General features: G+C 68.9%; 27 protein-coding genes. 7 read left to right on the forward strand and 20 right to left on the reverse strand.

Annotated elements, in window-relative coordinates; genetic code table 11:
• Window positions 1–1,446, forward strand: a complete 1,446-nt coding sequence (gene glpD / locus KF780_13875; protein MBX3562889.1) for a glycerol-3-phosphate dehydrogenase — start codon at window positions 1–3, stop codon at window positions 1,444–1,446.
• Between the two features lies 1 nt (window position 1,447).
• Here the strand turns inward: glpD and KF780_13880 are convergent, their stop codons facing one another.
• Entirely contained in the window at window positions 1,448–2,743 is a 1,296-nt protein-coding gene (locus KF780_13880) for an aspartyl protease family protein (GenBank protein MBX3562890.1), read from the reverse strand.
• A 103-nt stretch (window positions 2,744–2,846) separates the two neighbouring features.
• Here KF780_13880 and KF780_13885 point away from each other — a divergent pair, with 103 nt between their 5' ends.
• Window positions 2,847–3,341: a hypothetical protein gene (locus KF780_13885; GenBank protein ID MBX3562891.1), complete on the forward strand. Its 495-nt coding sequence runs from the start codon at window positions 2,847–2,849 to the stop codon at window positions 3,339–3,341.
• Window positions 3,342–3,349: 8 nt separating this feature from the next.
• Window positions 3,350–3,580: a helix-turn-helix transcriptional regulator gene (locus KF780_13890; GenBank protein ID MBX3562892.1), complete on the forward strand. Its 231-nt coding sequence runs from the start codon at window positions 3,350–3,352 to the stop codon at window positions 3,578–3,580.
• Between the two features lie 3 nt (window positions 3,581–3,583).
• Here the strand turns inward: KF780_13890 and KF780_13895 are convergent, their stop codons facing one another.
• The 3 genes from KF780_13895 to KF780_13905 form a co-directional block, all read right to left on the reverse strand.
• Complete coding sequence (locus tag KF780_13895) at window positions 3,584–4,024, reverse strand: hypothetical protein (protein ID MBX3562893.1); 441 nt, start codon at window positions 4,022–4,024, stop codon at window positions 3,584–3,586.
• Between the two features lie 133 nt (window positions 4,025–4,157).
• A complete protein-coding gene (rplQ, locus tag KF780_13900) occupies window positions 4,158–4,580 on the reverse strand; it encodes a 50S ribosomal protein L17 (GenBank protein ID MBX3562894.1) in 423 nt (140 codons plus the stop codon).
• Between the two features lie 150 nt (window positions 4,581–4,730).
• Entirely contained in the window at window positions 4,731–5,528 is a 798-nt protein-coding gene (locus tag KF780_13905) for a response regulator (GenBank protein ID MBX3562895.1), read from the reverse strand.
• A 274-nt stretch (window positions 5,529–5,802) separates the two neighbouring features.
• Between KF780_13905 and KF780_13910 the strand changes: the two genes are divergently transcribed.
• The 3 genes from KF780_13910 to KF780_13920 all read left to right on the forward strand — a co-directional run bounded on the left by KF780_13910 (window position 5,803) and on the right by KF780_13920 (window position 8,056).
• A complete protein-coding gene (locus KF780_13910) occupies window positions 5,803–6,000 on the forward strand; it encodes a hypothetical protein (protein ID MBX3562896.1) in 198 nt (65 codons plus the stop codon).
• A gap of 27 nt (window positions 6,001–6,027) precedes the next feature.
• Window positions 6,028–7,641 carry a sensor histidine kinase gene (locus tag KF780_13915; protein ID MBX3562897.1) on the forward strand — a complete coding sequence of 538 codons (1,614 nt, stop codon included), beginning with the start codon at window positions 6,028–6,030 and terminating at the stop codon, window positions 7,639–7,641.
• A gap of 289 nt (window positions 7,642–7,930) precedes the next feature.
• Window positions 7,931–8,056 carry an entericidin A/B family lipoprotein gene (locus KF780_13920; GenBank protein ID MBX3562898.1) on the forward strand — a complete coding sequence of 42 codons (126 nt, stop codon included), beginning with the start codon at window positions 7,931–7,933 and terminating at the stop codon, window positions 8,054–8,056.
• 49 nt (window positions 8,057–8,105) lie between these two features.
• On the opposite strand, the gene tatC is transcribed toward KF780_13920, so the two are convergent.
• The 7 genes from tatC to KF780_13955 form a co-directional block, all read right to left on the reverse strand.
• A complete protein-coding gene (gene tatC, locus KF780_13925; protein ID MBX3562899.1) occupies window positions 8,106–8,900 on the reverse strand; it encodes a twin-arginine translocase subunit TatC in 795 nt (264 codons plus the stop codon).
• Window positions 8,897–9,334, reverse strand: coding sequence for a Sec-independent protein translocase protein TatB (tatB, locus tag KF780_13930; GenBank protein MBX3562900.1), 438 nt, complete (start codon window positions 9,332–9,334; stop codon window positions 8,897–8,899). Before tatB ends, tatC begins: the two co-directional genes overlap by 4 nt.
• 36 nt (window positions 9,335–9,370) lie before the next feature.
• Window positions 9,371–9,616: a twin-arginine translocase TatA/TatE family subunit gene (locus KF780_13935; GenBank protein ID MBX3562901.1), complete on the reverse strand. Its 246-nt coding sequence runs from the start codon at window positions 9,614–9,616 to the stop codon at window positions 9,371–9,373.
• Window positions 9,617–9,644: 28 nt separating this feature from the next.
• Complete coding sequence (scpB, locus tag KF780_13940) at window positions 9,645–10,247, reverse strand: SMC-Scp complex subunit ScpB (GenBank protein MBX3562902.1); 603 nt, start codon at window positions 10,245–10,247, stop codon at window positions 9,645–9,647.
• A complete protein-coding gene (locus tag KF780_13945) occupies window positions 10,244–11,008 on the reverse strand; it encodes a segregation/condensation protein A (protein MBX3562903.1) in 765 nt (254 codons plus the stop codon). The genes scpB and KF780_13945 overlap by 4 nt, the downstream gene beginning before the upstream one ends.
• Window positions 11,009–11,071: 63 nt before the next feature.
• Complete coding sequence (gene nagZ / locus KF780_13950; protein MBX3562904.1) at window positions 11,072–12,079, reverse strand: beta-N-acetylhexosaminidase; 1,008 nt, start codon at window positions 12,077–12,079, stop codon at window positions 11,072–11,074.
• Window positions 12,080–12,182: 103 nt separating this feature from the next.
• Entirely contained in the window at window positions 12,183–12,668 is a 486-nt protein-coding gene (locus tag KF780_13955) for a hypothetical protein (protein ID MBX3562905.1), read from the reverse strand.
• Window positions 12,669–12,876: 208 nt separating this feature from the next.
• Here KF780_13955 and KF780_13960 point away from each other — a divergent pair, with 208 nt between their 5' ends.
• Complete coding sequence (locus KF780_13960; protein ID MBX3562906.1) at window positions 12,877–13,575, forward strand: response regulator transcription factor; 699 nt, start codon at window positions 12,877–12,879, stop codon at window positions 13,573–13,575.
• Here KF780_13960 and KF780_13965 read toward each other — a convergent pair.
• The 9 genes from KF780_13965 to KF780_14005 all read right to left on the reverse strand — a co-directional run bounded on the left by KF780_13965 (window position 13,520) and on the right by KF780_14005 (window position 25,839).
• On the reverse strand, window positions 13,520–15,448 hold the full coding sequence (locus KF780_13965) for a hypothetical protein (GenBank protein MBX3562907.1): 1,929 nt from the start codon (window positions 15,446–15,448) through the stop codon (window positions 13,520–13,522). The two genes, KF780_13960 and KF780_13965, sit on opposite strands and share 56 nt — an antisense overlap.
• A 132-nt stretch (window positions 15,449–15,580) precedes the next feature.
• Window positions 15,581–16,300: an SPOR domain-containing protein gene (locus tag KF780_13970; protein MBX3562908.1), complete on the reverse strand. Its 720-nt coding sequence runs from the start codon at window positions 16,298–16,300 to the stop codon at window positions 15,581–15,583.
• Entirely contained in the window at window positions 16,300–18,042 is a 1,743-nt protein-coding gene (locus KF780_13975) for an arginine--tRNA ligase (GenBank protein MBX3562909.1), read from the reverse strand. The genes KF780_13970 and KF780_13975 overlap by 1 nt, the downstream gene beginning before the upstream one ends.
• 72 nt (window positions 18,043–18,114) lie before the next feature.
• Window positions 18,115–19,275, reverse strand: coding sequence for a deoxyguanosinetriphosphate triphosphohydrolase (locus tag KF780_13980; protein MBX3562910.1), 1,161 nt, complete (start codon window positions 19,273–19,275; stop codon window positions 18,115–18,117).
• Window positions 19,272–20,957 (reverse strand): SPOR domain-containing protein, encoded by a 1,686-nt coding sequence (locus tag KF780_13985; GenBank protein MBX3562911.1) that lies wholly within the window; start codon window positions 20,955–20,957, stop codon window positions 19,272–19,274. The genes KF780_13980 and KF780_13985 overlap by 4 nt, the downstream gene beginning before the upstream one ends.
• Window positions 20,958–21,092: 135 nt before the next feature.
• Window positions 21,093–22,625, reverse strand: a complete 1,533-nt coding sequence (ftsZ, locus tag KF780_13990; GenBank protein ID MBX3562912.1) for a cell division protein FtsZ — start codon at window positions 22,623–22,625, stop codon at window positions 21,093–21,095.
• Window positions 22,626–22,745: 120 nt separating this feature from the next.
• Window positions 22,746–24,011 carry a cell division protein FtsA gene (ftsA, locus tag KF780_13995; GenBank protein MBX3562913.1) on the reverse strand — a complete coding sequence of 422 codons (1,266 nt, stop codon included), beginning with the start codon at window positions 24,009–24,011 and terminating at the stop codon, window positions 22,746–22,748.
• The gene (locus KF780_14000; protein MBX3562914.1) at window positions 24,011–24,937 is read right to left on the reverse strand and encodes a cell division protein FtsQ/DivIB; all 927 of its coding nucleotides are present in this window, start codon (window positions 24,935–24,937) and stop codon (window positions 24,011–24,013) included. The genes ftsA and KF780_14000 overlap by 1 nt, the downstream gene beginning before the upstream one ends.
• Window positions 24,934–25,839 carry a D-alanine--D-alanine ligase gene (locus KF780_14005; protein ID MBX3562915.1) on the reverse strand — a complete coding sequence of 302 codons (906 nt, stop codon included), beginning with the start codon at window positions 25,837–25,839 and terminating at the stop codon, window positions 24,934–24,936. The genes KF780_14000 and KF780_14005 overlap by 4 nt, the downstream gene beginning before the upstream one ends.
• Between the last annotated feature and the right edge of the window lie 17 nt (window positions 25,840–25,856).

A 25,856-nucleotide genomic window follows, 5' to 3' on the forward strand; every position in this document is an offset into this window, starting at 1 on the left:
ATGGACAGCTTCGACCTTCTCGTCATCGGCGGCGGCATCAACGGCTGCGCGATCGCGCGCGACGCGGCGGGGCGCGGGCTGTCCGTGCTGCTGGTCGAGAAGGACGATCTGGCCAGCCATACCAGCTCGGCTTCGTCCAAGCTGATCCATGGCGGGCTGCGCTATCTGGAGCAGTACGATTTCAAGCTGGTGAGGGAATCTCTGCACGAGCGCGAGACGATGCTGCGCACCGCGCCGCACATCGTTCATCCGCTGCGCTTCATCCTGCCCCGGCCGCCGGGCGGGCGTCCATGGTGGATGATCCGTATCGGCCTGATGCTCTACGATCTTCTGGCGGGCCGGCGCTCGAGCCTGCCCCGCTCGCGCGGGGTCGGGAAAAACGACGAAGCCGCCCGCGCGCCCTTGCGCGATCCGGCGGCGAAGCTCGCCGCCTATTGGGACGCGCGGGTGGACGATGCCCGGCTGGTCGTTCTCAACGCGCTCGACGCGCAGGAGCGCGGCGCCGAGATCGCGACCCGCACCGAATTCCTCTCCGCGCGACGCGAGCGCGATCACTGGATCGCCAAACTGTCCGGCGGCCGGACCGTGACGGCGCGGATCATCGTCAACGCGGCCGGCCCCTGGGTCTCCGAAGTCTTGAACGGTCGGCTGGGCGAGCAGGGCGAAAGCCGCGTCCGGCTGGTGCGGGGCAGCCATATCGCCGTGCCGCGCCTCCATGACGGCGATCATGCCTATATCCTGCCGCAACCGGACGGGCGCGTCGTCTTCGTCCTGCCCTACGGCCCGAACAGCCTGATCGGCACGACCGACGCCCCGACGGACAGGCCGGACGATGCGGCGATCGCTCCGGCTGAAACCGATTATCTCTGCGCCGCCGCCAATGCCTATCTGCGCCGCCAGGTCGCGCCCGAAGACGTCATCTGGTCCTATGCCGGCATTCGCGCTCTCCATGACGACGGTGCGGCCGAGGCGAGCAAGATCACGCGCGACTACCGGCTGGAGCTGGACGACGCGCCCGGCGCGAAGCTGCTGTCGGTCTTCGGCGGCAAGCTGACCACGGCGCGCGCCCTCGCCATCGACACCCTCGACAGGCTCGGCATCGGCGGCTTCAAGTTCACCGCCACGTCGCCGCTGCCGGGCGGGCAGATCCTGCCAGGCTTCAATGCCTGGATGAACGAACTGGCCAAGTGGATGCCCGCGCCGATGCTCGATCGCCTCAGCCGCGCTTACGGCACCCGGCTCGACCGCATCCTCGACGGCGTCGACAGCCTCGCCGACATGGGCCGGCATTTCGGCGCGGACCTCTACGAAGCCGAAGTCCGCTATCTCATGACCCACGAATGGGCGCGCACCGCCGAGGACATATTGTGGCGCCGCACCAAATTGGGCCTCGGTCTCGCGCCGAAGGAGCAGGCGGCGCTGGCCGCCTGGTTGAAACAGGCCTGAGCTATTCGTTTCGCACCGGCGCGCCAAGCTCCAGCCGCATCGCCGCGAAATCCAGCGTATAGCTTTCGAACGCGCGCAGCAGGTTCGATCCCAGCACACCGTAATGGCGTCCCGCCGGTCCGTCGCCGGGCAGCGTCACCGGGATGTCCGGCAGCACCAGCGTGCGTCCCGCAAGCCCGACCGGCACATCCGTCCAGTTCGCGACGCGCGACTGGCGGGCGCCGCCCGCGCTGGCCAGCCGGACATCCCGGGTTTCGAGCGCCGCCACGATTTCCGGATGGGCCTCGGCATAGAGCGCGCTCAGGCTGGTCTGATTGGCCCCGGTGTCGAGAAAGAGCGGCACCGGCCGGCCGTCGATGGTCACATCGATATAGAGATCGTTGCCGTCGGCATGCATGTTCTGGACGCCGTCGGATGGCGGGTCGCCGGGCAGAATGGTCAGGCGGCCCGCATTCTCCATCCTGAGCCGGCCGAGCGCGCGCATCACCGGCAGGCCGACGATCGCGCGAATGTCGTAGCCGCCCGGCACCTGCGGGAAGGTAAGCTGCGCATCGTCGATGATGAGGAAGGGCACGTTGCGGATCACCGTCCCGGCGATCTCGATCCGCTCCGCCACCCCGACCCGCACCGGCACCGTGCCCTGGACGCCGTTGCCGACTTCCGCCGCATCCTCCAGCACGCGCACGCCCAGCCGTTCGGCGGTCGCCGCCGACAGCACCGACAGCGCCGCGCCGGTGTCGAACACCGCTTCCTGCGCGGCCCCGTTCACCGCGAAATCGATGCGCGGCAGGCCGACCCGGTCCACTCGTGCCGGCGCGGCGCCCGCCACCACGCCGCCGTCCACGACCTGGGCGGGCTGGCCGGCCAGCAAAGCGGCGAGCCGCCACATTCGTCCCGCACCTTCCGCGCCGTCGCGGCCGGCCGCAAGCAACTCCGCCTCCAGCACCTGGCCGAGCCGGGCCGCCTCGGCATAGACGCCGTCCGCGAAGGCAACCGAAGCGAGGAGGGCCAATGCGGCACGGCGCCGATCCAGGTCCTCGCCTTGCGCCAGTCGTCGCAGCACCGGATCGGCCGCCATGCCGGACTCGTAGCGCGCGGCGGCGATCCGGGCGCGCAGCAGGGCGCGCTCGTCCGCGTCGGCCGCTTCATCGAGCGCGCGCGCGATCGGCGCCATGTCGCCCCGCCCCGCCGCCGCGAACAGGGCGTCGAGCGTCGGGGGCTGCGCCGGCGCGGGCGGCGCCATCATCAGCATGGCGCCGCCCGACAGGATCAGCAGCGCATATTTCATTCCAGCCATCGCCTCGCCCTTTCCAACCGCTCTTGCTCTTGTCGCAAGAGACGAATAGTATCGTATCGGAAATATTATTTATCGTATTACGATAATTTATGGATGTCAATCAATGACGAGCAACCCTCTTGTCGCCCGCACCGCGCGCCGGCTGCGCGTCATGACCCTGCTCGGTACCGCCCTGGTGGCGGCCGGGTTCGTCGCCGGGGCGGCGGCATTGGTGATGGGCCGGGACGCCGCTCTGCCCGGCATGTCGATCGAGGCCGGCGGGCTGCCGCCGATGCCGGCGGCGATCATGATGGCGCTGTTCGGCCTGCTCATCGTCCTCGCTCTGCTGCGCCTCGCCGCGATGCTGCGCGAAGTGGAACGGGGCGTGCCTTTTCCGGCGGCGGCGCTGCGCGGCTTCGCCCGTTATCTCTGCCTGGCCGTGATCGCCTCGCTGGCCGGCCCGCCGGCCCTGGCCGCCATATGGGGCGTCGAGCCGGTCACATTGTCGTTCGATTCCAATCAGGTGCTGATGCTGCTCGTCACCGGCATGCTGTTCCTGGTCGCGCGGCTGCTCGATGAGGCACGGGCGATCGCCGACGACGCCAGCCAGATCGTCTGAGGCGCGCCATGGCCATTCTCGTCCGGCTCGATGTCATGCTGGCGCTGAGGAAAGCGAAGTCGAAGGACCTTGCCGGCCATGTCGGCATCACCGAAACCAATCTCAGCCTGCTCAAGTCCGGCCGGGTGAAAGGCATCCGCTTCGAGACGCTGGATAAGATCTGCGAATATCTCGAGTGCCAGCCTGGCGACCTGCTGGTCTGGGAACCGGACCCGGCGGGCGTGAACGACGATGCCTGACGCTCAGCGCAGCCAGCCGCGTCCGGCCGCCATGTGCGAGAACCAGAGCAGGAAAACACCCAGCACGACGATGAAGAGCGGGAAGGCCGCCGCCTCCACCAGCGGATAGAGGCTCAGGATCGGGCTCGCCAGGAACACCCAGCCGAACTGGATCAACACCGCGACCAGCGAGACGAGATAGGCGGTCCGCGCCAGCCGCCGCCTCAGCAGCAGCGCCCCCGCGCCGGCCAGCGAAATCCATACCGCCACCGCATAGGCACCGGTCGCCCAGCCCGGCATCGCCGCCCATATCTGCTGCTGCGCCGCCGGCAAGCGGGCGAAATCCTCGGGGCTGATTGTGACCTGCGAGACATAGGCGAAGCAGCCGGCCGCCGCCCACATCAGGGCCAGCACCGCGACGATCCAGTACCAGACCGGCACCGGCGGATTCGCTTCGGTCGCCATGTTCATCCTCCCCTTGTCTGTCCGGCGCGCACCATGCGCCCCGTGCGACGCACTTTCAATCACGTGCGAGGGAAGGGAGACGCAAAAAGGGGGCCGCGCGGGCCCCCTTCATGTTTCAATATCGAAGGACTGATCAGGCCGCTTCGAGTTCCTCGTCCGCGCCCTGCACCGGGCCCGAATCCTGCCCCTTGGCGGCGGGATCGCGATCGACCAGCTCGATGATCGCCATCGGCGCGGCGTCGGAGGCGCGGATACCGGCCTTCAGCACCCGGCAATAGCCGCCGGCGCGCTCGGCGTAGCGCGGCGCCAGCACGTCGAACAGCTTCACCAGCTGCGCGTCGTCGAGCAGGCGGGCATGGGCGAGGCGGCGGTTGGACAGGCCACCCTTCTTGGCGAGCGTGATCAGCTTCTCGACATAGGGCCGAAGCTCCTTCGCCTTGGGCAGCGTGGTCGTGATCTGCTCGTGCTTGATCAGGGCGGCGGCCATGTTGCGGAACATGGCGGTGCGGTGGCTGGAGGTGCGGCCGAGCTTGCGGCCGCCGACGCGATGACGCATGTCTTCTTCCTTCGTTCGTCCCGGAGCCGTTTCAGGTACTCCGGGCCAGGCCGTCGAGAAGGGGGACGGCCCAGACCCCAAAAGCAAAGGCGGACCCGTGGCCCGCCGCGCGGGGGAGCGCCTAGAGCCAACCGGCCGCCTCTGTCAAGGTCAGGCGGGCACGGTGGCGCTGTCGAAGAACAGCGCCTGCGCGATCGCCGCCTTCACGGTCGCGCGCTGGAAGGGCTTGGTGATGAGGAAGGTCGGCTCCGGTCGCTCGCCGGTCAGCAGCCGCTCCGGAAAGGCGGTGATGAAGATGACCGGCACCTGGAACTCGCTCAGAATGTCCTTGACCGCGTCGATGCCGGAACTGTCGTCGGCGAGCTGGATGTCGGCCAGAACCAGGCCCGGCCGGTTCGCCATCGCCAGTGCGACCGCCTCGTCGCGGGTGACGGCGACGCCAGTGACGTTGTGGCCGAGGTCGCGCACGATCGTTTCGATGTCCATCGCGATGATCGGCTCGTCTTCAATGATGAGGACGTCGGCATGGGTCTGCCGCTCGATCTCCGCCAACGCTTCGCCGACCAGTTCTTCGACCTCGTCGGACGAAGCGCCGATCAGATAGCCGGCATCGTCGGGCGTGAAGCCCTCCATCGCGGTCAGCAGCAGTGCCTGGCGCGACAGCGGCGTCACCCGCGCGAGCCGCGCCTGCGCGATGCCTTCGGCGCTCTCGGCGGCGGTTCCGAAGCCGGGCGCTTCCTCGATATTAGCCGACGACCAGATCGCGTGGAAGGTGCGGTACAGGCCGAGCCGCGGATCGACGCCGCGCGGGAAATCGTCGGGCGCGGCGACGATCGCTTCCAGGGAAGCGCGTACGAAAGCATCGCCATGGCCCTGACTGCCGGTCAGCGCCCGCGCGTAGCGGCGAAGAAAGGGAAGGTGCGGCGCGAGTTCCTGGCCCAGCGACATCCGTTCGTCTCCTCTCGATGTCCCGGCAGGCTATGGGATGGGCAGCCGCCGGTTGCAAGTCGTACCAACGCGGGACGCAGCCGAAACGATCCCGCCCCGCCCTCGCTTGTGAGTGGAACCATCGTCGGAGTTTTTTGTTTCCAAGCCCATGCGGCCCCATTATCCGGGTCGCGGTGACTGGCACCCGTTTTTTCACGAGGCGGGCGGAGGGAAGTACTTACTCGGACAGGTCGAGGCTGCGGATCGCGGCTCGAAAGGGCCGTGAGGGGTGAGAATATTGAGCTTGCAAGGCGACAAGGATGATCGGCGCAAGAACAAGCCGGGGCCGGACGCCGTGAAAGCGACGCCGCCCGTTCGCAAAAAGCGCCGCGGCTCCGCCGACATCGGCACCGCGTTGCGCTCTGCCTATCAGCGCACCATCGACGAGGATATCCCGCCCTCGATGCTCGATCTACTGGGTCGGCTCGATTAGCCCGCCCGGCATGGTGCGCAAGGCATCATGAGCGTGTTTCCGACTAGGTTGGTCAGCCGGCTCTGGGCCCCGCTGGCGACCGGCCCCAAGATGCTCGCGATCATGACGCTCGGGCTGCTGCCGATCGGCATCGTCGCGATCCTGGCCACCATCCACAATGCGCGGGAGAATAGCGCGGAACGCGCCGCGCAGACCCTATCGCGGCTCGACGACAAGGCCGAGCGCGTCAACGAGCTGATCGCCAGGAGCGCGGTCACGATGCGCGCCGCGAATGCCGCTGTCGCATCCGCTCCCGCCGATTCACTCGTCTGCCCGGTCGTTCTGCGGCGGCTGGAAACGCTTCAGTCGATCGCGGGCCGGTACAGCCTGTACGGCGCGGACGGTCGCTCGAATTGCGCCATGCCCGGATTCGCTCCGGCGGTGGCGAGCCGGGGCACGCCGGGAACCGTGCTTTCGATCAACGATGACGCCCGGGTGTTGCGGCTCAGCCTGTATGACGACGAAGGACGGATCGAGGGCGTCGCCGAATATCCGCGCCCGGGCCTGGCCGAGCTGACCTTCATTCCCGGCACCAGCGCCGATTTCAGCCTCGAGCTGATCGGCGGCGGCCGGCGCATGCTGATCCGCGACGATTATCGGCCGATGCCCTTCGTCCGGGCCGTCTCCGATACCGCGTCGGTCGGAGAGGGCGATTTCCGCCTTCGCATCCGGCTCGGCGCCGTGCCGATCCGTCCCCTCGATGTGCTGCTCATCCTGTTACCGGTCATCATGTGGCTGGCGGCGGCGCTGATCGGCTGGCTGATCGTCAATCGTCTGCTGCTCCTGCCGCTGGCGCGGATCCAGCACGCCGTATCGGTCTATCGGCCGGGCGAGCGGCCGCTCGAACTGCCCCAGCTGCGCTCCCCGGCGCGCGAGATCGGCGAGCTGGGCGCCGCATTCGACACGATGACGCACACGGTGGCGCGGCACGAGGCCGAGCTGGAATCGGCGATCGAGCGCCAGAAGAAGCTGGTGCGCGAAGTCCATCATCGCGTGAAGAACAATCTCCAGGTCGTGGCCTCGCTGCTCAATCTCCATTCGCGCGGCGCGGCAACCGAGGATGTCGCCGCCGCCTATGCCTCCATCCAGCGCCGCGTGGATGCACTCGCGGTGGTCCACCGCAATCACTATGCCGAGCTGGAGGAGACGCGCGGAGTCGCGCTCAAGTCGCTCATATCCGAACTCGCCGCCAATCTGCGCGCCACCGCGCCGGCCGGCGCCGTCGCGATGCAGATCAGGCTCGATGTCGCGTCGCTGCGCGCCAGCCAGGACACTGCCGTTTCGGTCGCCTTCCTGGTCACCGAACTGGTCGAATATGGCATGCTGTGCGGCGCCGGCCTCGTCTCGATCATGCTGGAGCCGGTAACGGGGGAAGCGGCGCGGCTGACGATCGAGATCGGCACCCTTGCCGGCGCCGTCGATTGCGATCCCGCGCTCACCGAGCGTTTCGAGCGAATCATCACCGGTCTTTCCCGCCAGCTTCGCTCGGCGCTGGATCATGACCCCGAACATGGCCGCTACACGGTCACGCTGGTGGTACTGGCCGAACGGGAATCGACAGGTGCCGTCGCGCCCGACGCGATTTCCGGCCGACCGGACTGAAAATTTTGCAGACCGCCGGGAACCAGCGCGGCGCTGCATCGTTTGGACCTCGGATAGTGACCTTTTGCCCCCCCGCTCTCGCTATCCAGATCATGGACCCGGACGCGCCGACCTCCCCCCCCCGGTAGCGCGTCCGGGTCCGACTTTTTCTGTAACCCGTTGTTTTCCTTGTTCGCCGCACGCCGCGTCCGCTTCGTCACGGGCACGGAACCGCATGGGCGGCGCAAGCATTGCTGCATCGTCACGACCGGAACGGCCACATGCGGTTCCGGTGCTTGGGAGGACGATCATGAAAAAGCTGATGATGATCTTCATCTTGTCGGGCAGCGTCGCCCTCGCCGCCTGCAACACGATCGAAGGCGCCGGACGCGACGTGCAATCGGTCGGCAACGCGGTGTCGGACGCCGCGGACTGATCCGCATTGTTTGCGAGGGAGAGCGCCGCCGTTGCCGGCGGCGCTTTTCCTATGCGCCGGACTGTGCGGCTTCGCGCGCGCGGCGGCGCTCGGTGAACCAGATCGCGACGAGCGAGAGTTCGTAGAGAATCATCAGCGGCACGGCGAGCAGGAACTGGGAGATCACGTCCGGCGGCGTCAGCACCGCCGCGATCACGAAGGCGACGACGATCGCATAGCGCCGCCCGCGCCGGAGCTGATCGCGCGTCACCAGCCCGGCGCGCTCCAGCAGCATCAGCAGCACCGGCAGCAGGAAGGCGACGCCGAAGCCGAACAGGAAATGCATGATGAAGCTGAGATAGTTGCCGACCGCGGGCAGCGCCTGGAGATTACCCTGCAGGCCGCCGGCATCGCCGACCGTACCCTGAAAGCCCAGCAGAAAGCGCAGCGCGACGGGAATCGCGACATAATAGGCCAGCGCGGCGCCGGCGAGGAACAGGAGCGGCGTGAGCAGCAGGAAGGGCCGCAGCGCCCGCTTCTCCTTCGCATAGAGGCCGGGCGCGACGAACTTCCAGAGCTGGTTGGCGATGATCGGGAACGACACCATCAGCGCCGAGAAGAAGGCGACCTTGATCTCCACGAAGAAGGCTTCGAACAAGGCCGTGAAGATCAGATCCTCCTGGCCCGCCCGCAACAGGGGCTGGACGAGGAAGGAGAAGATCGGCCGGGCGAAATAGAGGCAGACGAAGAAGGCGACGGCGAGCGCGGCGAAGCTCCACAGCAGGCGCCGCCTGAGCTCGATCAGGTGATCGAGCAGCGGCGCCTTGCTGGCGTCCAGTTCCTCTTCTTCCGGACGGGCGCTCATGCGCCGTCCTTCGCGCCCGGCGCGGTCTTGCGCGGGCGGGGCGCGCGCCGCGCGGGCGGCTTGCGCTTCGGCGCCGTATCGGACGTCGATGGCGCGGGCCCGAGCGGCAGTTCGGGCGCGACATCGGGCGATTCGGGTGGCGGCGGCGAAGTGGCGGGCGGCGCCGGCGCCTTGCCCCAATCGCTGTCCGCCGGCGCGTCGGGATGATCGCGCATGATCCGCTCGTTATTCGCTTTCCACTGCTTTTCCATGTCTTCCAGCTCGGCCTCGCGGATCATCGTGTCGATGCCGGAGCGGAAATGGCGCGCCATGCCGCGCGCCCGGCCGACGAACTGGCCGATCGTCCGCATCGCACGGGGCAGGTCCTTCGGGCCGATCACCAGCAAGGCGACCAGCGCGATGATCAACAGCTCGCCGGAATCGATGCCGAACACGCGCCGCCCCTCGTCAGGCCCGGACCGGGCCGGGTCTTACTGCCGGTCGGCTTCGGGGCTCGCCGTCGGCTCGGCCGAAGCGGCGGGCGGCGCGGCCGGGCGATCGTCGGCGATCCGCGGTTGCGGCCGGGCCGGCGTCTCCTCGTCCTCGCTCATGCCTTTCTTGAAGCTTTTGAGGCCCTTCGCGACATCCCCCATCATGTCGGAAAAGCGCCCTTTCCCGAACAGCAAGAGGATGACGAGGCCGACGACGAGCCAATGCCAGAGGCTGAAACCGCCCATGTGAGAATCTCCTAGTGTTCCGTTGAACCTAGGCGTCTTCGCCGTCGGTTTCCAGTTCGGCCTCGTCCTCGCCCTCGAATCCCATCTGTTCAAGCGCGATATCGACCGGATCGAGCAGGCCCGCCGCCCTGAGATCCTCGATCCCCGGCAGGTCGCGGCGGCTGGCCAACCCGAAATGGGTCAGGAACTCGGCCGTGGTCGCATAAATGAGCGGCCGGCCCGGCACCTCGCGCCGTCCAGCGGGGCGCACCCAGCCAGCCTCCATCAGCACGTCGAGCGTGCCTTTCGAAATCTGGACGCCCCTTATCGCCTCGATCTCGGCACGGCTGACCGGCTCGTGATAGGCGATGATCGCCAGCGTCTCGACCGCCGCGCGGGACAGCTTGCGGCTTTCCTCGCGCTCGCGGCGCAGGACGTAAGCCAGGTCGGCTGCGGTCTGGAAATGCCAGCGCCCGCCGCGCTCGACCAGCTCGATGCCGCGCCCGGCATAGTGGCCGGCAAGCTCGGCCAGAGCCGTCCGCACGTCCACGCCATCGCCGACATAGGCCGCGATGTCGTCGGTCCCGAGCGGCTCGGCGGCGGCGAACAGGGTCGCCTCCACGGCGCGCACCGCGTCGGACAGCTCTTTCATGCCGCCCTCACATAAAGCGGCTGGAAACTGCCCGCTTGGTCGATCTCGACCCGGCCGAGCCGCGCCAGCTCCAGCGTCGCGACGAAGCTGGAGGCCAAGGCGGACTTGCGGAATTCGCGGTCCTGTGTCTCGGGCAGGAAGGACTCGAGCGCGGTCCATTCCAGCTTCGCGCCAATCATCCGCTCCAGCCGGTGCAGCGCCTCGTCCAGCGTCATCACCGGGCGCCGCGCAATGACATGGACGGCGGGCGCGCTGCGCGCCCGCACGATGCCGTAGGCGGCGATGAGATCGTAGAGATCGGCCCGCCAGGCGGCCTTGCGCACCACCGTCAGCCCCTCCGGCGCAGCGCGCAGGAAGACGTCGCGTCCGATCCTGTCGCGCGCGATCAGCCGCGCGCCGGCCTCGCGCATCGCCTGGAGCCGCTGGAGGCGCAATTGCAGCCGCAGGGCGAGCTCCTCCGGCGAGGGATCGACGGCGGGATCCTTGGGCAGCAGCAGGCAGGATTTGAGATAGGCGAGCCAAGCCGCCATCACGAGATAGTCGGCGGCGATCTCGAGGCGGAGCTTCTTCGCGTCGACGATGAAGGCGAGATATTGCTCGACCAAAGCGAGGATCGAGATTTTCGCCAGATCGACCTTCTGCGCCCGCGCCAGCGTCAGCAGCAGGTCGAGCGGCCCCTCCCACCCGTCGATGTCGAGCGTCAGCCGATCGGCTTCGGAGGCCGCCGTGTCGAGCTCGAAGGATTCGCCGATATCGCTCACCGGGCCGAGCCTAAAGCGCGCTTGCGCCCGTGTCGAAGCCCAAAGCGCGGTTTTCCACAGCAACTAGGCGAGGCTGAGCAGCGCGTCCCGCTTCGCGGCGAGCTCCACATAAGCCCGGTTCGACGACGCGCCGGCGATTCCCGCCATCGCCCACGCCAGCCGCGCAGCCGCGGCTTCGCTCATCGCTCCTAGCGCGCCGGCGATCTCTTCATTGTCCTCCAGCCGCCCGGAGCAGTGCAGCGCCACGTCGCAGCCGGCGGCGATGACGCCCGCCGCCCGCGCGGCCAGCGTTCCCGACAGGGCCGACATGCCGATATCGTCGCTCATCAGAAAGCCGTCGAAGCCGATCCGCTTCCGGATCACCTCGCCGATGACGACACGCGACAGGCTGGCGCACCGTTCGCCGTCCCAGGCCGGATAAAGCACATGCGCCGACATCCCCATCGGGGCGTCGGCAAGGGCACGGAACGGGGCGATGTCTGCCTCCAGCTCCGCCGCGTCTGCGTCCACGACGGGCAGCTCGGCATGGCTGTCCGCGCCCGCCCGCCCGTGACCCGGCATATGCTTGACGACGCCCAGGCAGCCGCCCGCCGCCAGCCCGTCCAGCACGGCGCGGCCGAGCGCCGCGACCTGCATCGGGGTCGCGCCCAGTGCCCGGTCGCCGATCACGTCATGGGCGTCATCGTGCCTCAGATCGAGCAGCGGCAGGCAATCCACGTTCACGCCGCACTCGGTCAAAGTGATTGCGATCGCCCCGGCATTGAGCCGCGCCGCCTCGATGGCGCTGATCGGCGCGCGCTCGTACAGCTCGGAGAAGCGCCAGGCGGCGGGGAATTCGGGCCATTCGGGCGGGTTCAGCCGCGCCACCCGGCCGCCTTCCTGGTCGATCAGGATCGGCAGATCATCGCGCCCGGCAAGGTCGCGCAAGCCGTCGGTCAGCGCGCGCAGCTGGGCGCGGGTCCGGCAATTGCGGGCGAAGAGGATATAGCCGGCCGGATCGGCCTCGCGGAAAAAGGCGCGCTCGCGGGCGTCGAGCGTTTCGCCGGCAAGGCCGAGAATGGCGGGCAGCATCGCTGGCGCATATCAGCCGGGGCGCGCGCCGCAAAGGCACGGAAAAGGAGGGGCGCGACTGGCGCCCCTCCTTCCCCCCCTCGCGTGACGCGGAGAAGCTCGGCTACTGGCTGGTAACTTCCGAGATGTAGAGGCGCGCCGGCTGCAGGCTGGCATTGCCATAGGTGCCGACCCAGATTTCGTAACGGCCGCTCATCGGCCGGTTGAAGCGGACCGATGGATTGAGGCCGCGCTCGCCGCCATCGTCGTCGCAATACCAGCGGCCGTCGGGCGCATTGACCACCAGGGTGGTGTCCGCGCTCGAATCGACGGAGATGATCAGCGGATAGGACGTCGGACTGTAGACGAGGCGCACATCGGGCGCATTGGCGATGAAGCCGCGGCAGGAGCTGCTGATCGCGCGTTGCGCGTCGATATTGCCGCCGGACTGCATGTTGATGACCTGGGGATCCGGCGTGAAGCCGCCGTTGAGATTGATCGTGCCATAGCTCGGCGCGGCATTGAAATTCTGCGCGGACGCCGGGATCGCCGCGATCGACGCGGCCAAAGCGACCGACGTCGCGATCTTCACGGAGCGAAAGTTAAGCATGGCGAGACTCCCAAGAGAGGTTTGACCTGCGCCGGGCCGGCGTCCCCCCGCCGCTCGACATGGCCACCATTGACCATCCGCAACGAAAAGTAACCCCCCTTGTTGTCCGGGTGGCGCGGGCAGATGTCCGGTACCCACCCGACAAATGCCGGATGGCGGCGGGGCGCCGCCACGCGCTACAAATGTCGCCTTGGCCGGAACTTCGCGCATGACCGACACGCCGCTCACCATCCTGCTGCTCGAGGACCAGGCATTGGTGCGCGCCGGCATGCGCGCGCTCATCCAGATCAGCGAGCCGCATGCGCGCATCCTGGAGGCGGCGAGCTACGAGGAGGCGATCCTGCGCGCCGAGGCGGAGCCGATCGACATCGCGTTTCTCGACATCGATCTCAGGGACGCGCGCTCCGGCATGGATTTCCTGCGCTGGCTGCGGGCGAAGGAGCTGGACACCCGCGCGGTCATGCTGTCCGGCCGGGTCGAAAAGGAGGTCGTGCTCGCCTGCCTCAACGAGGGCGCGAGCGGCTATATCGTAAAGGACATGGACAGCGACGGCCTGTTCCGGCGCGCGCTCGACACGGTGTTCCAGGGCAGCATCTTCCTGCCCGCCTCGGTGATCGGCCGCGGCGGCTTTTCGCCAGCGCAGCCGGCTGTGCCGAGCGGCGTTTCGCCGGAATCGCTCGGCGTCACCGGCCGCTCGCTCGAAGCGCTCTATTATGTCTGCCAGGGCCTGCCCAACAAGGCGATCGCCCGCCATATGGGGATCGAGGAAGGCACCGTTCGCAAGGATTACCTGCCCAAGCTGTTCCGCATCTTCAACGTGGTGCGGCGCACCGAGCTTCTGATCGAAGTGTCTAGGCGCGGGATTGCGATCCCTGCGCCAGCGCAGCTTGCAGACATAGCGCGCTGATCTCCGTCACCAGAGTGTCGGGCGACACCGGCTTGCGCAGCACCCGCGCCGAACCCAGCCACGTCTCGCCGTCCAGAGAGCGCATCTCGCCGGTGACGACGATCAGCGGCAGATCGGCGTCGAAGGCCGCGCGGGTGGCGCGCATCACGTCCTCGGCGGTGCGGCCGTCGGGCAAGCGATAGTCGCTGATCACCAGGTCGGGGATACGCTCGAAACCCGGCAGGGCGGCGGCCAGCTCGGCGAAGGAGCCATAGGCCTCGTAGCGCAGGCCCAAAGTGTCGAACAGCGCCGCCGCCGACCGGCGCACCAACGCATCGTCCTCGACATAGAGCGCGTAGAAGCCGGACAGGTCCATCGGTCCGGGCGGCCGCGTCGCTTCGAACCGCGGCAGCAGCTCCGGCGCGGTGCGGCTGTAGGGGAGTTCGAGCGAGAAGCGGGTGCCGCGCCCCAGCCGCGAGCGCATGTCGAACCGGTGTTCGGCGAGCAGCGGAATGATCGCGTTGACGATCGACAGGCCGAGCCCGACGCCCTTGTCGCGGTCGCGCTCGTCATTGCCGATCTGGACGAACGGGCTGAACACCCGCTCCCAGTCCGCCTCGTCGATGCCGATGCCGTTGTCGACGATGTCGATCCGCGCCCGGCCCGGCAAGCGCACCACGCCGATCAGCACGGCGCGGCCGTCGCGCGCGGCATCGCTGTACTTCACGCCGTTGGACACGAGATTGCCGACGATCCGCCCGAGCAGGTGGCGATCGGAACGCACCGCGATCGGCCCCTCGCCCCGCCAGCGGACGCGCACATCGACGCCGCGCTCCCCGGCGACGGGCAGAAGCGGCGCCACCGCCTCCTCGATCAGCGCGCACAGATCGAAATCGGCGAGTTCGGCCTCGACGAAGCCGGATTCGAGCCGCGAGATGTCGAGCACGGCGTTGAACGAGGTGCGGGTGAGCCGCGCCGCGTCCTGGGCGAGCGTGAGCATCTCCCGACCGCGTGCCATGTCGCCCTGATCGAGCGCATGGCGGGCCGCACCGAGGAGGTTGGTGAGGGCCTGCATCGGCTGACGAAGGTCGTGCGCGGCATCGGCCAGGAACTTGGACTTGGCGACATTCTGCCCCTCGGCGAGCGCGCGCAGCGTGTCCTTCGCCTTGACCAGGGCGGCGGTCTTGGTCCGCGTCTCCTCCTGCGAGGCTTCGAGCCGGGCATTGCGGTCGGACAGCTCGCGCTCGCGCAGGAAGGCGTCGCGCGCGCCGCGCTCCAGCTCGACGGCGACGGCGCAGCCGATCACCGAAAAGGAGATGAGGAAGATCAGCGCGGCGACATTGTAATAGGACAGGGTCTTGGACAGGAAATCGAGCAGGCTGGTCGGCGAGGTCGTCTCGGTGGTCTGCGCGAAAATGAGGAAGCCGGTGCTCGCCAGCAAACAGAAGGCCGTCATCGCATAGACAGTCCGGCTGTCCAGCCGGAACAGGCCGAACAGGAACATCAGGATCATCGGCAGGCAGATGTAATAGAACAGATAATTGTACGGGAAGGACGAGGCGGCGATCATCGCCAGCGAGAGCAGGTAGAGCGCGCCGAGCCCGGCGCACAGGATCGGCGCCGCCCAGTCCGGCCGGTCGCGCCGCCAGACGAGCGCGGCGGCCATGGCGGCGATGCAGGCCGCGCCGATAAGCCGCAGCAGCAGGATCCGGTCGATCGCCGCGCCGAACTCCTCGTTGCGGTAGCTGTGGAACCAGTCCCAGCCGAAATAGGACACCCAGATCAGCGCGAGCAGCACGACGGCGGCGCGGCGCGCGGTCGCCCAGCGCCGCGCCATTTCGTCGCGAAACGCGGTTTCCGGCCCGGCTTCGAAACGCGCCGGCGGCCAGAACATGTGCCTGAAGATGGCGAGCGCGCGGAAGGACGGCCGCCACGGGCCCCTGCCTTCAGCCTGCAATTCGCGTGTCGCCACCTTTCACCCCCGCCATCATCCTAGTCGCACGGCGGGGGCGCGCAAGCAGCAGGCTCAGCCGACGATGGTGCAATCCTCGCCGGCGACGCGCAGGCGGCGACATATGCCGGCCGCGTCCGGGCCGCTGGCGCGCAGCCGGTAGAGCGTGCGTTCGCCAGACTGGACGGCAACGACATTGTGGCTGAGCGGCGCGAGATAGCGGAAACGGCCGGACAGGCCGCTCCACGCGCGGTTCGCCGACGCCTGGCTGGAAAAGGCGCCGAGCTGGATCGTTCCGCCGCTCGCGGCAGGAGCCTGCGGCGGCGGTGCGGGCGTTTGTGCCGCGGTCGCGGGGGGGGCAGCCTTGGGTGCCGGCTCGGGCCGCGCGACCGGCGCTTCGGGGACGGTGTCGGTGTTGAGCCGGCCTTCCGGCGTGCGGCCGGCGCTCGCCGCATAAGCAGTGTCACCTTCGCCCGCGACATTCATCCCGCCGGGATCGTCGGGACGGACCTTGTAATCGCCCTCGGGCGCGGCGATCAGCGTGCCGTCCGCCTCGCTTTCGCCCCGGTTGCCGAGCCAGAACAGGCCGCCGACGATCAGGCCGATCGCGAGCAGACCGATCACGACGGCGCCGATCAGCTTGGCGAGGCCGGGTCCCGAGCCTTCGCTTTCCTCTTCGACCGCCTCGAGCCAGGGCAGCCGGTCCTCGTCCGCCGTCTCGCGGAAATCCACGGTTCCGGTCTCGCCTTCCGGCACTGCGTCGCTCTCCGTCTCGTCCCCCCGGCGGCGTGGCATCAGCTCATCTCCTCGACGGCCTCCACGCCCATCAGCGCCAGGCCATTGCGGACAATCTGCCCGATCGCGTCGGCCAGTTCCAGCCGCGCGCGTGTCAAATCGGGATTCTGTGCCACCAGGAAACGTTTTTCGGGATCGTCATTGCCCTTGTTCCACTGGGCGTGGAAGGCGGCGGCCAGATCGCCGAGATAGAAAGCGATGCGATGCGGCTCGTGGCTCGCCGCCGCGCCTTCGACGATGCGCGGAAATTGCGCGGCGAGCTTGACCAGGTCGAGCTCGTCGGCGTCGAGCAGCGCCAGATCCGCCGTCTCGGGCAGCTTCAGCCCCTCCTCCTTCGCCCGGCGATGGAGCGAGCGGATGCGGGCATGGGCATATTGGACGTAGAAGACCGGATTGTCCTTGGACGCTTCGACCACCTTGGCGAAGTCGAAATCCATCTGCGCGTCGGCCTTGCGGGTGAGCATGGTGAAGCGCACCACGTCCTTGCCGACCTCGTTCACGACATCGGCGAGCGTGACGAAATTGCCCGAGCGCTTCGACATCTTCACCGGCTCGCCGCCGCGCAGCAGCTTGACCATCTGGACCAGCTTCACGTCGAACGGCGTCTTGCCCCCAGGATTATCGGCGGTCAGCGCCGCGACCGCCGCCTTGATCCGCTTCACCGTCCCGGCATGGTCGGCGCCCCAGATGTCGATCAGCTGGTCGGCGTTCTGGGCTTTCTGGAAATGATAAGCGAGATCGGCGCCGAAATAGGTCCAGCTTCCGTCCGACTTCTTGATCGGCCGGTCCTGGTCGTCGCCGAACCGGGTCGCGCGGAACAGCGGCAGCTCGACCGGCTCCCAATCCTCCGGCGTCTCGCCCTTGGGCGCCTCCAGCATCCCGTCATAGACGAGGTCGCGCGCGCGCAGCCATTTCTCCGCCGCCTCGGGCCTGCCCGCCGCCTGCAATTCCGCTTCGGACGAGAACAGGTCGTGATGGATGCCGAGCAGGCCGAGATCGTGCTTGATCATCACCAGCATCGCCGCGACCGCTTCGGAGCGGAACAGCGTCAGCCACTCGCTTTCGGGCTTGCCGACAAAGGTATCGCCATGCTCGGCCGCGAGCTTCCGCCCGACCGGGATCAGATAGTCGCCCGGATAGAGCCCCTCCGGGATTTCGCCGATCTCCTCGCCCAGCGCCTCGCGGTAGCGCAGGTGCGCCGAGCGGGCGAGCACGTCGACCTGGCCGCCCGCGTCGTTGACATAATATTCGCGGATCACCTTGTGCCCGGCATATTCGAGCACCGAGGCCAGCGCATCGCCGACCACCGCCCCCCGGCAATGGCCCATATGCATCGGCCCGGTCGGATTGGCCGAGACATATTCGACATTGACGGTCTGGCCGCCGCCCAGGTCCGAACGCCCGTAATCGCCGCCGTCCGCCAGGATCGCGCCCAGCTCGGCTTCCCAGACGCCCCGCGCCAGCCGCAGGTTTATGAAGCCCGGCCCCGCGACCTCGGCGCTTTCCACTTCGTCCAGCGCGCCCAGCTTCGCCGCGATCGCTTCCGCCAGCGCGCGCGGATTGGCGCCGGCGCGCTTGGCCAGCACCATCGCGGCGTTGGTCGCGAGATCGCCATGCGACGGATCGCGCGGCGGCTCGACCGCGACCGCATTGCGCTCGATCCCGGGCGTCAGCGCGCCCTCGGCTTCGAGGACGTCGAGCGCGTCGTTCACATAAGCGGCGAAACGGGCGTAAAGGGTCACTAGGGCTTCCACTGCTAAAGGACGCGCGGCCTTAGCTTAGCTGTCGTCCAATTTGAAGCGTATCGCTTCAGCTCAGAAACCCTCCGGCATGTCCGCCGGGCCGACCAGCGCCTCGTAGCGGCGGATCGCGTAGCGATCGGTCATGCCGGCGATGAAATCGCCGATCGCGCGCGCGGTACGGACAGGATCGCCGTCCGTCACGCGCCATTCCGCCGGCAGCCGCGCCGGATCGGCGCGATAGGCGGCGAACAGGCCGGCCAGCACGGATTGCGCCCGGTCGCGCACCGCCTTGACCGCGGGCGCGTCGTACATGCGCGCATAGAGGAATGCCTTCAGCTCCCGTTCCTGCCTCGCCAGGGCATCGGAAAAGCCCGCCAGCGCCCGGCCCGCGCCGCGCACATCGTCGGCGCTCGTCACCTCCGCTTCGCCGATCCGCCGCCGCGTCTCGGCCAGCACGTCGTTCACCATCGCACCGATCTGCTCGCGGATCAGCTCGGGCACCAGCCGCGCGGGCGCCACGTCCGGATAGCGCGCCGTCACCGCCGCCCAGTTCGCGGCGACGAGCGGTACCTGGAGCACATCGTCCAGCGCGAACAGGCCGGAGCGCAGGCCGTCGTCGATGTCGTGATTGTCATAGGCGATGTCGTCGGAAATCGCGGCGATCTGCGCCTCCAGCCCCGGCCAGGTGGCGAGATCGAGCGCAAAGTCCGCGTCCGCCTCGGCCAGTGCCCAGGTCGGACGCGCGACCGGCCCGTTATGCTTGGCCAGCCCCTCCAGCGTCTCCCAACTGAGGTTCAGCCCGTCGCAGCGCGGATAAGGCGTTTCCAGCTTCGTCAGCAGCCGGATCGTGTGGGCGTTGTGATCGAAGCCGCCCGCATCCGCCATCGCCGCCTGCAGCACGTCCTCGCCGGCATGGCCGAAGGGCGGATGGCCGATATCGTGGGCGAGGCACAAAGCCTCGGTCAGATCCTCGTTGAGGCCCAGCGCGCGCGCCATGGTCCGGCCGATCTGCGCGACTTCCAGGCTGTGGGTCAGCCGCACCCGGAAATGATCGCCGTCGGGCGCGACGAAGACCTGGGTCTTGTGGCGCAGGCGGCGGAACGGGATCGAATGGATGATCCGGTCGCGGTCGCGCTGGAAGGCGTCGCGCGGCCCCCGCATCGCGCGCGTTTCCTCTTCATGCCGGCGGCCTCTGCTGCGGGCCGGATCGGAGGAATAGGGGGCAAGGATCATCGCGTCTGGAGGCGCTCTATCTCCTGGCCCTGGGGGCTTGTCCAGGCAAAAGCCGACAGGTTCTGCGCGGCCAGCCGGTTGACGAAGGCCTGCGCCTCGCGCGCGGTGGGAAACGGGCCGACCAGCAGCCGGTTGGTCGCGTTGAGCGGCGTCGTCCAGGCCTGCTGGCGGCCGAGCAGGTCGGGGGCGAGGCCGCGCAGCCGGGCGAACTCACGCGGGAGGGTCGCCTTGTTGGCGCCGCCGGCGATCTGCACCCAGTGGCGGCTCGGATGCGCCGGCTGGGCCGGGCGCTGGCGCTGCGCGCGCTGCGGCGTCGGGCGCGCGGGCTCGGCTGCCGGCGGCGCCGGACGCTGCGCCGCCGGTGCGGGCGGCGGCCTGTCTTGCGGCAATTCGTTCACCACGGCCGCGATCTCGGCGAAAGGTCGCGTCTGGACCGGCACGATCGATGGCGGCGCCGCGGCCGTTGGTGCCGCCGACGCTTCACCGGGCTGTGGCCCGCCGGGCGTCAGCGAGAAGCCGGGCGCGGCGTCCGGCGGCGTATTGGGCTGGAATCGCGCCAGCGGCGGCGCCTGGGTCATGGCGGGCGGCGGCGGGGAGGACGCCGGGGCAGGTGCCTCCGCGCCGCGCCTGGCGTCGTTCTGCGCGGTTTGGGATTGCTGATCGCGGCGTTCCTCCAGCCGGCTGCGCGTGCCCGGCGACGGGCGCAATCCGATCCCTTCGCGCTCTTCCGTGGTTTCGGTCGCCCCGGGCCGCCGCCGGGCCGCCGAGGAGCCCGGCTCGTTGTTGCGCGACCGCGCCGCCGCGGCTGGAAGCCCGTTCTGCGCCAGGGCCAGCGCGCCCGGATCGGCACTGGCGGCGCCCGCCGAAGCGGTCGCGACCGTGCCATTGCCGGGGAAGTGGCCGAAATGGGCAGCCAGGGCCTTCTCGGCCGGGTTGAGTCCTGCCATCTGCGTCAGGAACGGTGCCATGCGCGCCGCGGCCTGGGGCGGCATCAGCCGTTCCACGATACGATTCGCGCCGCCGGCATCGCCGGTCAGAGCCAGCACGAAGGCCTGGGTACGCCAGGCGGCGCGTTCCCGCGCGCGCAACTGGCCGTCGATCACCCGCAAGGCCGCCTCGCGCTGGCCGCTGATCGCCAGCGAAATCGCCAGCCTTCGCCGGATTTCCGGATCGTCGCGGTGGCGCAGCGACATCGCATAGTCGCGCTGTGCCCGGGCCGGATCGCCGATCGTGTCGTAGGCGAGACCGCGGTCGCCGGCGATCTCGGCCTCCGGCGCGCCGAGCGCCACGGCCTCCGCGAACAGATCGAGCGCCGGCTGCCCGCGCTCCATGCGGGCGAAGGCGGAGGCCATGCCCGCCTTGGCGCGCGCATCGCGCCCGTCAATCTCGTCGGCGCGCGAAAAGAAGGTGAGCGCCGCCTGCGGATCGCCCATTTCGAGCGCCACGCGGCCGGCGCCGATCAGCGCGGAGATGCTGCGCGGATTTTCCGCCAGCGCGGCGATGTGGCGGCGCAATTCCTCGCCCGCGCCGTTGTCGAGAGGCTGGACGATCGCACCCGGCGGCAGATTGGCGGGCCGCGACGGCGCCTCGTTCCTGTCCTGAGCAGCCGCCGGCGCGGCCAGAAGGGTTCCAGCCGCCAGCAGCGTCAGGCTGCGGCGGCCCCCCGGCATCCATGAGATCATGGCCCGGCTAGAGCGGCGCGCGCCTGTACGGACAATGACCGGCAGCGCCTCTTGCGGCAAATCGGTGCGCGGAAACGATGAACGGGGCACGACGGCGGCCCTCCCCGTGCCGGCGGCGCAGGGAGGCGGTCCGGCCTATTGATTGTTCTGGCGGTTGAGGAAGCGCGGAATGTCGAGCGGGTCGCGGCCGGCCCCCGCGCGCGGGCTCTCCTCGTCCTCGACCTTGGGAGCGCCGCGCGCGATGCTCGACATGCGCTCGAACAAGGTGCCGCCCTCGCGCGCCGCGGGAGCTTCCTCCTCCTGCTGCGCCGCGGGCTCCGCGCCGCGGGTCAGCCAGGACCGGCGTTCGCTCTGGCTCAGATCCTCGTCGCCGCGCAGCGCCGGCAGTATCTCCTCGCCGTCCATCGTGTCGAGCAGCAATTCGTCGGCGTCATCCTCGGCGGGCTGGTCGAGGAGCATTTCGGCCGGCGCCTCGACATTTTCGTCGATGAAGCTGACCGTCTCCTCCTCGGCCGTCTCGGCGTCGGCGATCGGCTCGGGCGGAGTGAGCGTGATCGGCGGCGTCATTTCGGCGGCAGCCTCGGCGGGCGCGGGCATGTCCTCGACCGGCGCCGGCGCGGCGGCGGCCGGCGCGGCCTCCGCCGTGCGCGAGCCCGGGAAGGTGAAAACCTTGGCCTGGAGCGGTGCGGCCTGGGTGGCCTCCTCGACGTCGATGCCGGTGGCGACCACCGACACGCGGATCTTGCCGTCCAGGTCGTTATTGAAGGCCGAGCCCCAGATGATGTTGGCGTCGGGGTCGACCAGCTCCTTGATATGGTTGGCGGCCTCGTCGACCTCCATCAGGCGCATGTCCTCGCCGCCGGTGATCGAGATGATGACGCCCTTGGCGCCCTTCATGGAGACGCCGTCGAGCAGCGGGTTGGCGATCGCCTGCTCGGCGGCTTCGATCGCGCGATTGTCGCCGCCGGCCTCGCCGGTGCCCATCATCGCCTTGCCCATCTCGCTCATCACCGAGCGGACGTCGGCGAAATCGAGGTTGATGAGGCCGGGCATGACCATCAGGTCGGTGATGCCGCGCACGCCCTGCTGCAGCACCTCGTCCGCCATCTGGAACGCTTCCTTGAAGGTCGTGTTCGGGTTGGCGATGCGGAACAGGTTCTGGTTGGGAATGACGATCAGCGTGTCGACATGCTGCTGGAGCTCGTCAATGCCGGAATCCGCGGAACGGGCGCGGCGCGCGCCTTCGAAGCTGAACGGCTTGGTGACGACGCCGACGGTCAGGATGCCGCGGTCGCGCGCCGCCTTGGCGATGACCGGGGCGGCGCCCGTGCCGGTGCCGCCGCCCATGCCGGCGGCGATGAAGCACATATGCGCGCCGTCGAGCGCCTGCTCGATGTCCATGATCGCCTCTTCGGCGGCGGCCTTGCCGATCTCCGGCCGGGAGCCGGCGCCGAGGCCCTGGGTGATCTTCGGGCCGAGCTGGATCTTGCGGTCGGCGGTCGAATAATTGAGCGCCTGGGCGTCGGTGTTGGCGACGATGAAATCGACCCCCTGCACATCCGACTGGATCATGTTGGCGATGGCGTTGCCGCCCGCGCCGCCGACCCCGATCACGCTGATCCTGGGGCGGAGTTCCTCCACTTCCGGACGGATGAAATCGATGCTCATCTGCAATCTCCCCTACCCTGCCGCGACCGGCGGCGGATACCCGCTAACCCCTTTTGCACGATGCGATTCCACGGGGCGAGCGAAAAGTTAACGGTCATGCCGGGTTTTCCCCAGATTTCCTCAATACTGAGTCCGAAAAGCCGCGATCAGCCGCTGGAACATGTTTCCTCCCTGCCGCGCATCGCCCATAGGAGAGGCGAAGCGCGCGCCGATATCGGTCTCGCCCGATGCCGCGAACTGGGCGAGCCCGGCGAGCGTCGAGAAAGCAGGTCCGCTGTGCGCCTCGGGCAGTCCCGGCATGACCGGCCGGCCGACGCGCACCGTGCGGCCCAGCACTCCCTGGGCATAGTCCGCGATGCCCTTCAATTCAGCCCCGCCGCCGGTCAGCACGACCTGCCGGCCGAACGGTCCGGCGAAGCCGAGCTCCTTCAGCGCCGCCTCAATCGCCGCGCCGAGCTGCTCGAGCCGCTGGCGGATGACGGTGACGAGCTGGGCGCGGGTGATGCGCGCGCTTTCCACGCCTTCCTGGTGACCGGCGATCGGCGCCAGCTCGATCATGTCGTGATTGTCGCGCGGGCTCATCATGGCAGAACCGTAGAAGCACTTGATCCGTTCCGCCTCGCCGCGCCTCGTGCCGAACGCAGCGGCGATATCGTCGGTGATGTCGCTGCCGCCGATCGGCAGCATCTTCAGCCCGACCAGCATCCCCCCGGCGAAGACCGAGACGTTGGTCACGCCCGCGCCCAATTCGACCAGAGCGACGCCCAGCTCGCGCTCCTCGTCGCTGAGGCAGGCCTTGCCGGCCGCGACCGGCGCCGCGACGATCGCCTCGACGCCGAGATGGGCGGAGCGCACGCACAGGTCGAGATTCTTCACCGGCGCCGGATCGGCGGCGATGACGTGGATATCGACGGCAAGGCGCTCGGCATGGAGCCCGCGCGGCTGCTTCACGCCGTTCATTCCGTCGATCGTGTAGAGCGCCGGCATGGCGTGGAGCACCATCCGCCCGGCCGGATCGATCGAGCCCTGCGCCGCGCTCAGCAGCGCATCGATGTCGCCGTCGGCGATCCGCGCCCCGCCGATGGCGACCTCGACCCTGGCGACGTCGCTGGTCACGCCACCGGCCGAATAGCCGACATGGACCTGATCGATATTCGTGCCCGCGATCCGCTCGGCCTGCTCGACCGCCTCGCGGATCGCCGCTTCGCTCTTCTCCATGTCGGCGATGAAGCCGCGCTTCACGCCCCGGCTCTCGCGCTGGCCGGTGCCGAGGATCTTGAGCCGGCCGTCGTCGGTCGGCTCGGCGATCATCGCCGAGACCTTCGATGTGCCGACATCGAGCGCGGCGACGAGATTGCGGGTCGGGGACGGCGTCGGGCGGCGCATCAGATCGTCCTCGCGAGGTCGGCCGGGATCTGGCCCGGATCGGGCGGCGCCAGTTCCGGCACGCCGGACCCCGGCTCGCGAGTCACCCGCACCGTCATCCGCGCCGGATCGCGCATGTCGAAGCGCACGAAGCCGCGGCCCAGCAATTGCGTCTGCTGGTCCATCGCGGCGAAGCGGCGGATCGCGCGCAATGCCAGATCCTCGCCCTCGGGTAGGGTCAGCACCTCGCCGGTCTGGAAGCGCAGGTCCCAGCGCCGCCCGCCGACCCAGGTCGCGCCGGCCACCTGGGGCCGCAGATGCGGCACCGCGGCGAGCAGGCCCGCGAGCGAACCGAGATTGCGGTTCGCCGCCGCGCCGACCACCAAAGGCAGGTTCGGCATGTCCTCGATGCGCACCGCCTCCAGCACCACGCCTTCCGCATCGACCAGGCTGAGATTCTGATTGCGCTGCCAGATCGCCGCCGGCCGCCGCTCGACGATGTCCACGACCAATGTGTCGGGCAGCCGACGCGACACTCGCGCCTCGCGGATCCAGCCGAAGCGCATCAGCCGGTCGCGCGTCGCGGCAAGATCGATCAGCGGCATCGCCATCGAAGGCTGATCGAAGGCGACATTGTAGATGTCGAGCCGCGACACCCGGTCGGCGCCGTTGATCTCGACCCGGCGCATGGTGAAGCCGGCGCTGCCGATCCCTTCCCCGATCGCGGTCCCGGCATATTGCGGCAGACGCAGCACCAGCGCCGAACCGGCAATGACCCCGATGGCGACCAGGGCCAGCGCCCAGCGGCCGATCCTGCCCGCCGTTTCGGGCGCGAGGCCGGCGGATTCGAGCATGCCGGGCGCCTTCCTGCGCCGCGTATTGACCGCGCGCGGCGCGGCGCGGCCCTTGCCGCGCGCCTGGCTGCCCCGGGCGATCCGCGCGCTCATGCCACCGCGTCCTCCAATGCCGCTTCGACGATCCTCTCGACCAAAGTCGCATAATCGATGCCGAGATGACGCGCCTGTTCGGGCACCAGGCTCAGCGGCGTCATCCCCGGCTGGGTGTTGACCTCCAGCAGGTAGAGCCCGTCCACGCCTTGTTCGTCGTCCCAGCGGAAATCGGCGCGCGACGTGCCCTTGCAGCCGAGCAGCCGGTGCGCCTTCAGCGCCATGTCGAGACAGGCGGCACGTATGTCGGCCGGAATGTCGGCGGGGCAGACATGCTCGGTCAGCCCGTCCGTATATTTGGCGTCGTAATCGTAGAAACCGGATTTGGGCCGAAGCTCCGTCACCTCCAGCGCTTCGTCGCCGAGCACCGCCGTGGTCAGCTCGCGCCCCCTGATGAAGGGCTCGGCGAGCAGCCGGTCGAAATGCCGCCAAGGCCCTTCGGTGTCGCGCCCGATCGGCCGGCCGTAATTGCCGCCCTCGGTCACGATCGCGACGCCGACCGACGAGCCCTCGTTGACCGGCTTCAGCACATAGGGCCTTGGCAGAGGATCGGCCTCGTACAGGCTCTCGCTCGCCACGATCTCCCCCGCCGGCATGCGGATGCCGTGCGGCACGAGGACCATCTTGGTCAATTCCTTGTCGATCGCGATCACCGAGGTTTCGAGGCCCGAATGGGTGTAGCTTATGCCCATCAGGTCCATCAGCCCCTGCACCGTCCCGTCCTCGCCCGGCGTGCCGTGCAGCGCGTTGAACACCACGTCGGGTTTCGCCTCGGCGAGCCGCTGCGCGATGCCCCGGTCCATGTCGATCCGCGTCACCTTGTGCCCCCGGCTCTCCAGCGCGCCGGCGACGCCGTTGCCGCTGGTCAGCGACACCTCGCGCTCGGCCGACCAGCCGCCCATCAGCACCGCGATGTGGA

Source organism: Sphingomonas sp., assembly GCA_019635535.1.
In the GTDB taxonomy this organism is placed as follows: domain Bacteria; phylum Pseudomonadota; class Alphaproteobacteria; order Sphingomonadales; family Sphingomonadaceae; genus Allosphingosinicella.

Excerpts from the sequence above, each read along its gene's own strand:
- glpD (MBX3562889.1), top strand. The coding sequence starts at position 1 with ATGGACAGCTTCGACCTTCTCGTCATCGGCGGCGGCATCAACGGCTGC.
- KF780_13880 (MBX3562890.1), bottom strand. The coding sequence starts at position 2,743 with ATGGCTGGAATGAAATATGCGCTGCTGATCCTGTCGGGCGGCGCCATG.
- KF780_13885 (MBX3562891.1), top strand. The coding sequence starts at position 2,847 with ATGACGAGCAACCCTCTTGTCGCCCGCACCGCGCGCCGGCTGCGCGTC.
- KF780_13890 (MBX3562892.1), top strand. The coding sequence starts at position 3,350 with ATGGCCATTCTCGTCCGGCTCGATGTCATGCTGGCGCTGAGGAAAGCG.
- KF780_13895 (MBX3562893.1), bottom strand. The coding sequence starts at position 4,024 with ATGGCGACCGAAGCGAATCCGCCGGTGCCGGTCTGGTACTGGATCGTC.
- rplQ (MBX3562894.1), bottom strand. The coding sequence starts at position 4,580 with ATGCGTCATCGCGTCGGCGGCCGCAAGCTCGGCCGCACCTCCAGCCAC.
- KF780_13905 (MBX3562895.1), bottom strand. The coding sequence starts at position 5,528 with ATGTCGCTGGGCCAGGAACTCGCGCCGCACCTTCCCTTTCTTCGCCGC.
- KF780_13915 (MBX3562897.1), top strand. The coding sequence starts at position 6,028 with ATGAGCGTGTTTCCGACTAGGTTGGTCAGCCGGCTCTGGGCCCCGCTG.
- KF780_13920 (MBX3562898.1), top strand. The coding sequence starts at position 7,931 with ATGAAAAAGCTGATGATGATCTTCATCTTGTCGGGCAGCGTCGCCCTC.
- tatC (MBX3562899.1), bottom strand. The coding sequence starts at position 8,900 with ATGAGCGCCCGTCCGGAAGAAGAGGAACTGGACGCCAGCAAGGCGCCG.
- KF780_13935 (MBX3562901.1), bottom strand. The coding sequence starts at position 9,616 with ATGGGCGGTTTCAGCCTCTGGCATTGGCTCGTCGTCGGCCTCGTCATC.
- scpB (MBX3562902.1), bottom strand. The coding sequence starts at position 10,247 with ATGAAAGAGCTGTCCGACGCGGTGCGCGCCGTGGAGGCGACCCTGTTC.
- nagZ (MBX3562904.1), bottom strand. The coding sequence starts at position 12,079 with ATGCTGCCCGCCATTCTCGGCCTTGCCGGCGAAACGCTCGACGCCCGC.
- KF780_13955 (MBX3562905.1), bottom strand. The coding sequence starts at position 12,668 with ATGCTTAACTTTCGCTCCGTGAAGATCGCGACGTCGGTCGCTTTGGCC.
- KF780_13960 (MBX3562906.1), top strand. The coding sequence starts at position 12,877 with ATGACCGACACGCCGCTCACCATCCTGCTGCTCGAGGACCAGGCATTG.
- KF780_13965 (MBX3562907.1), bottom strand. The coding sequence starts at position 15,448 with ATGTTCTGGCCGCCGGCGCGTTTCGAAGCCGGGCCGGAAACCGCGTTT.
- KF780_13970 (MBX3562908.1), bottom strand. The coding sequence starts at position 16,300 with ATGCCACGCCGCCGGGGGGACGAGACGGAGAGCGACGCAGTGCCGGAA.
- KF780_13980 (MBX3562910.1), bottom strand. The coding sequence starts at position 19,275 with ATGATCCTTGCCCCCTATTCCTCCGATCCGGCCCGCAGCAGAGGCCGC.
- KF780_13985 (MBX3562911.1), bottom strand. The coding sequence starts at position 20,957 with ATGATCTCATGGATGCCGGGGGGCCGCCGCAGCCTGACGCTGCTGGCG.
- ftsZ (MBX3562912.1), bottom strand. The coding sequence starts at position 22,625 with ATGAGCATCGATTTCATCCGTCCGGAAGTGGAGGAACTCCGCCCCAGG.
- ftsA (MBX3562913.1), bottom strand. The coding sequence starts at position 24,011 with ATGCGCCGCCCGACGCCGTCCCCGACCCGCAATCTCGTCGCCGCGCTC.
- KF780_14000 (MBX3562914.1), bottom strand. The coding sequence starts at position 24,937 with ATGAGCGCGCGGATCGCCCGGGGCAGCCAGGCGCGCGGCAAGGGCCGC.
- KF780_14005 (MBX3562915.1), bottom strand. The coding sequence starts at position 25,839 with ATGGGCGGCTGGTCGGCCGAGCGCGAGGTGTCGCTGACCAGCGGCAAC.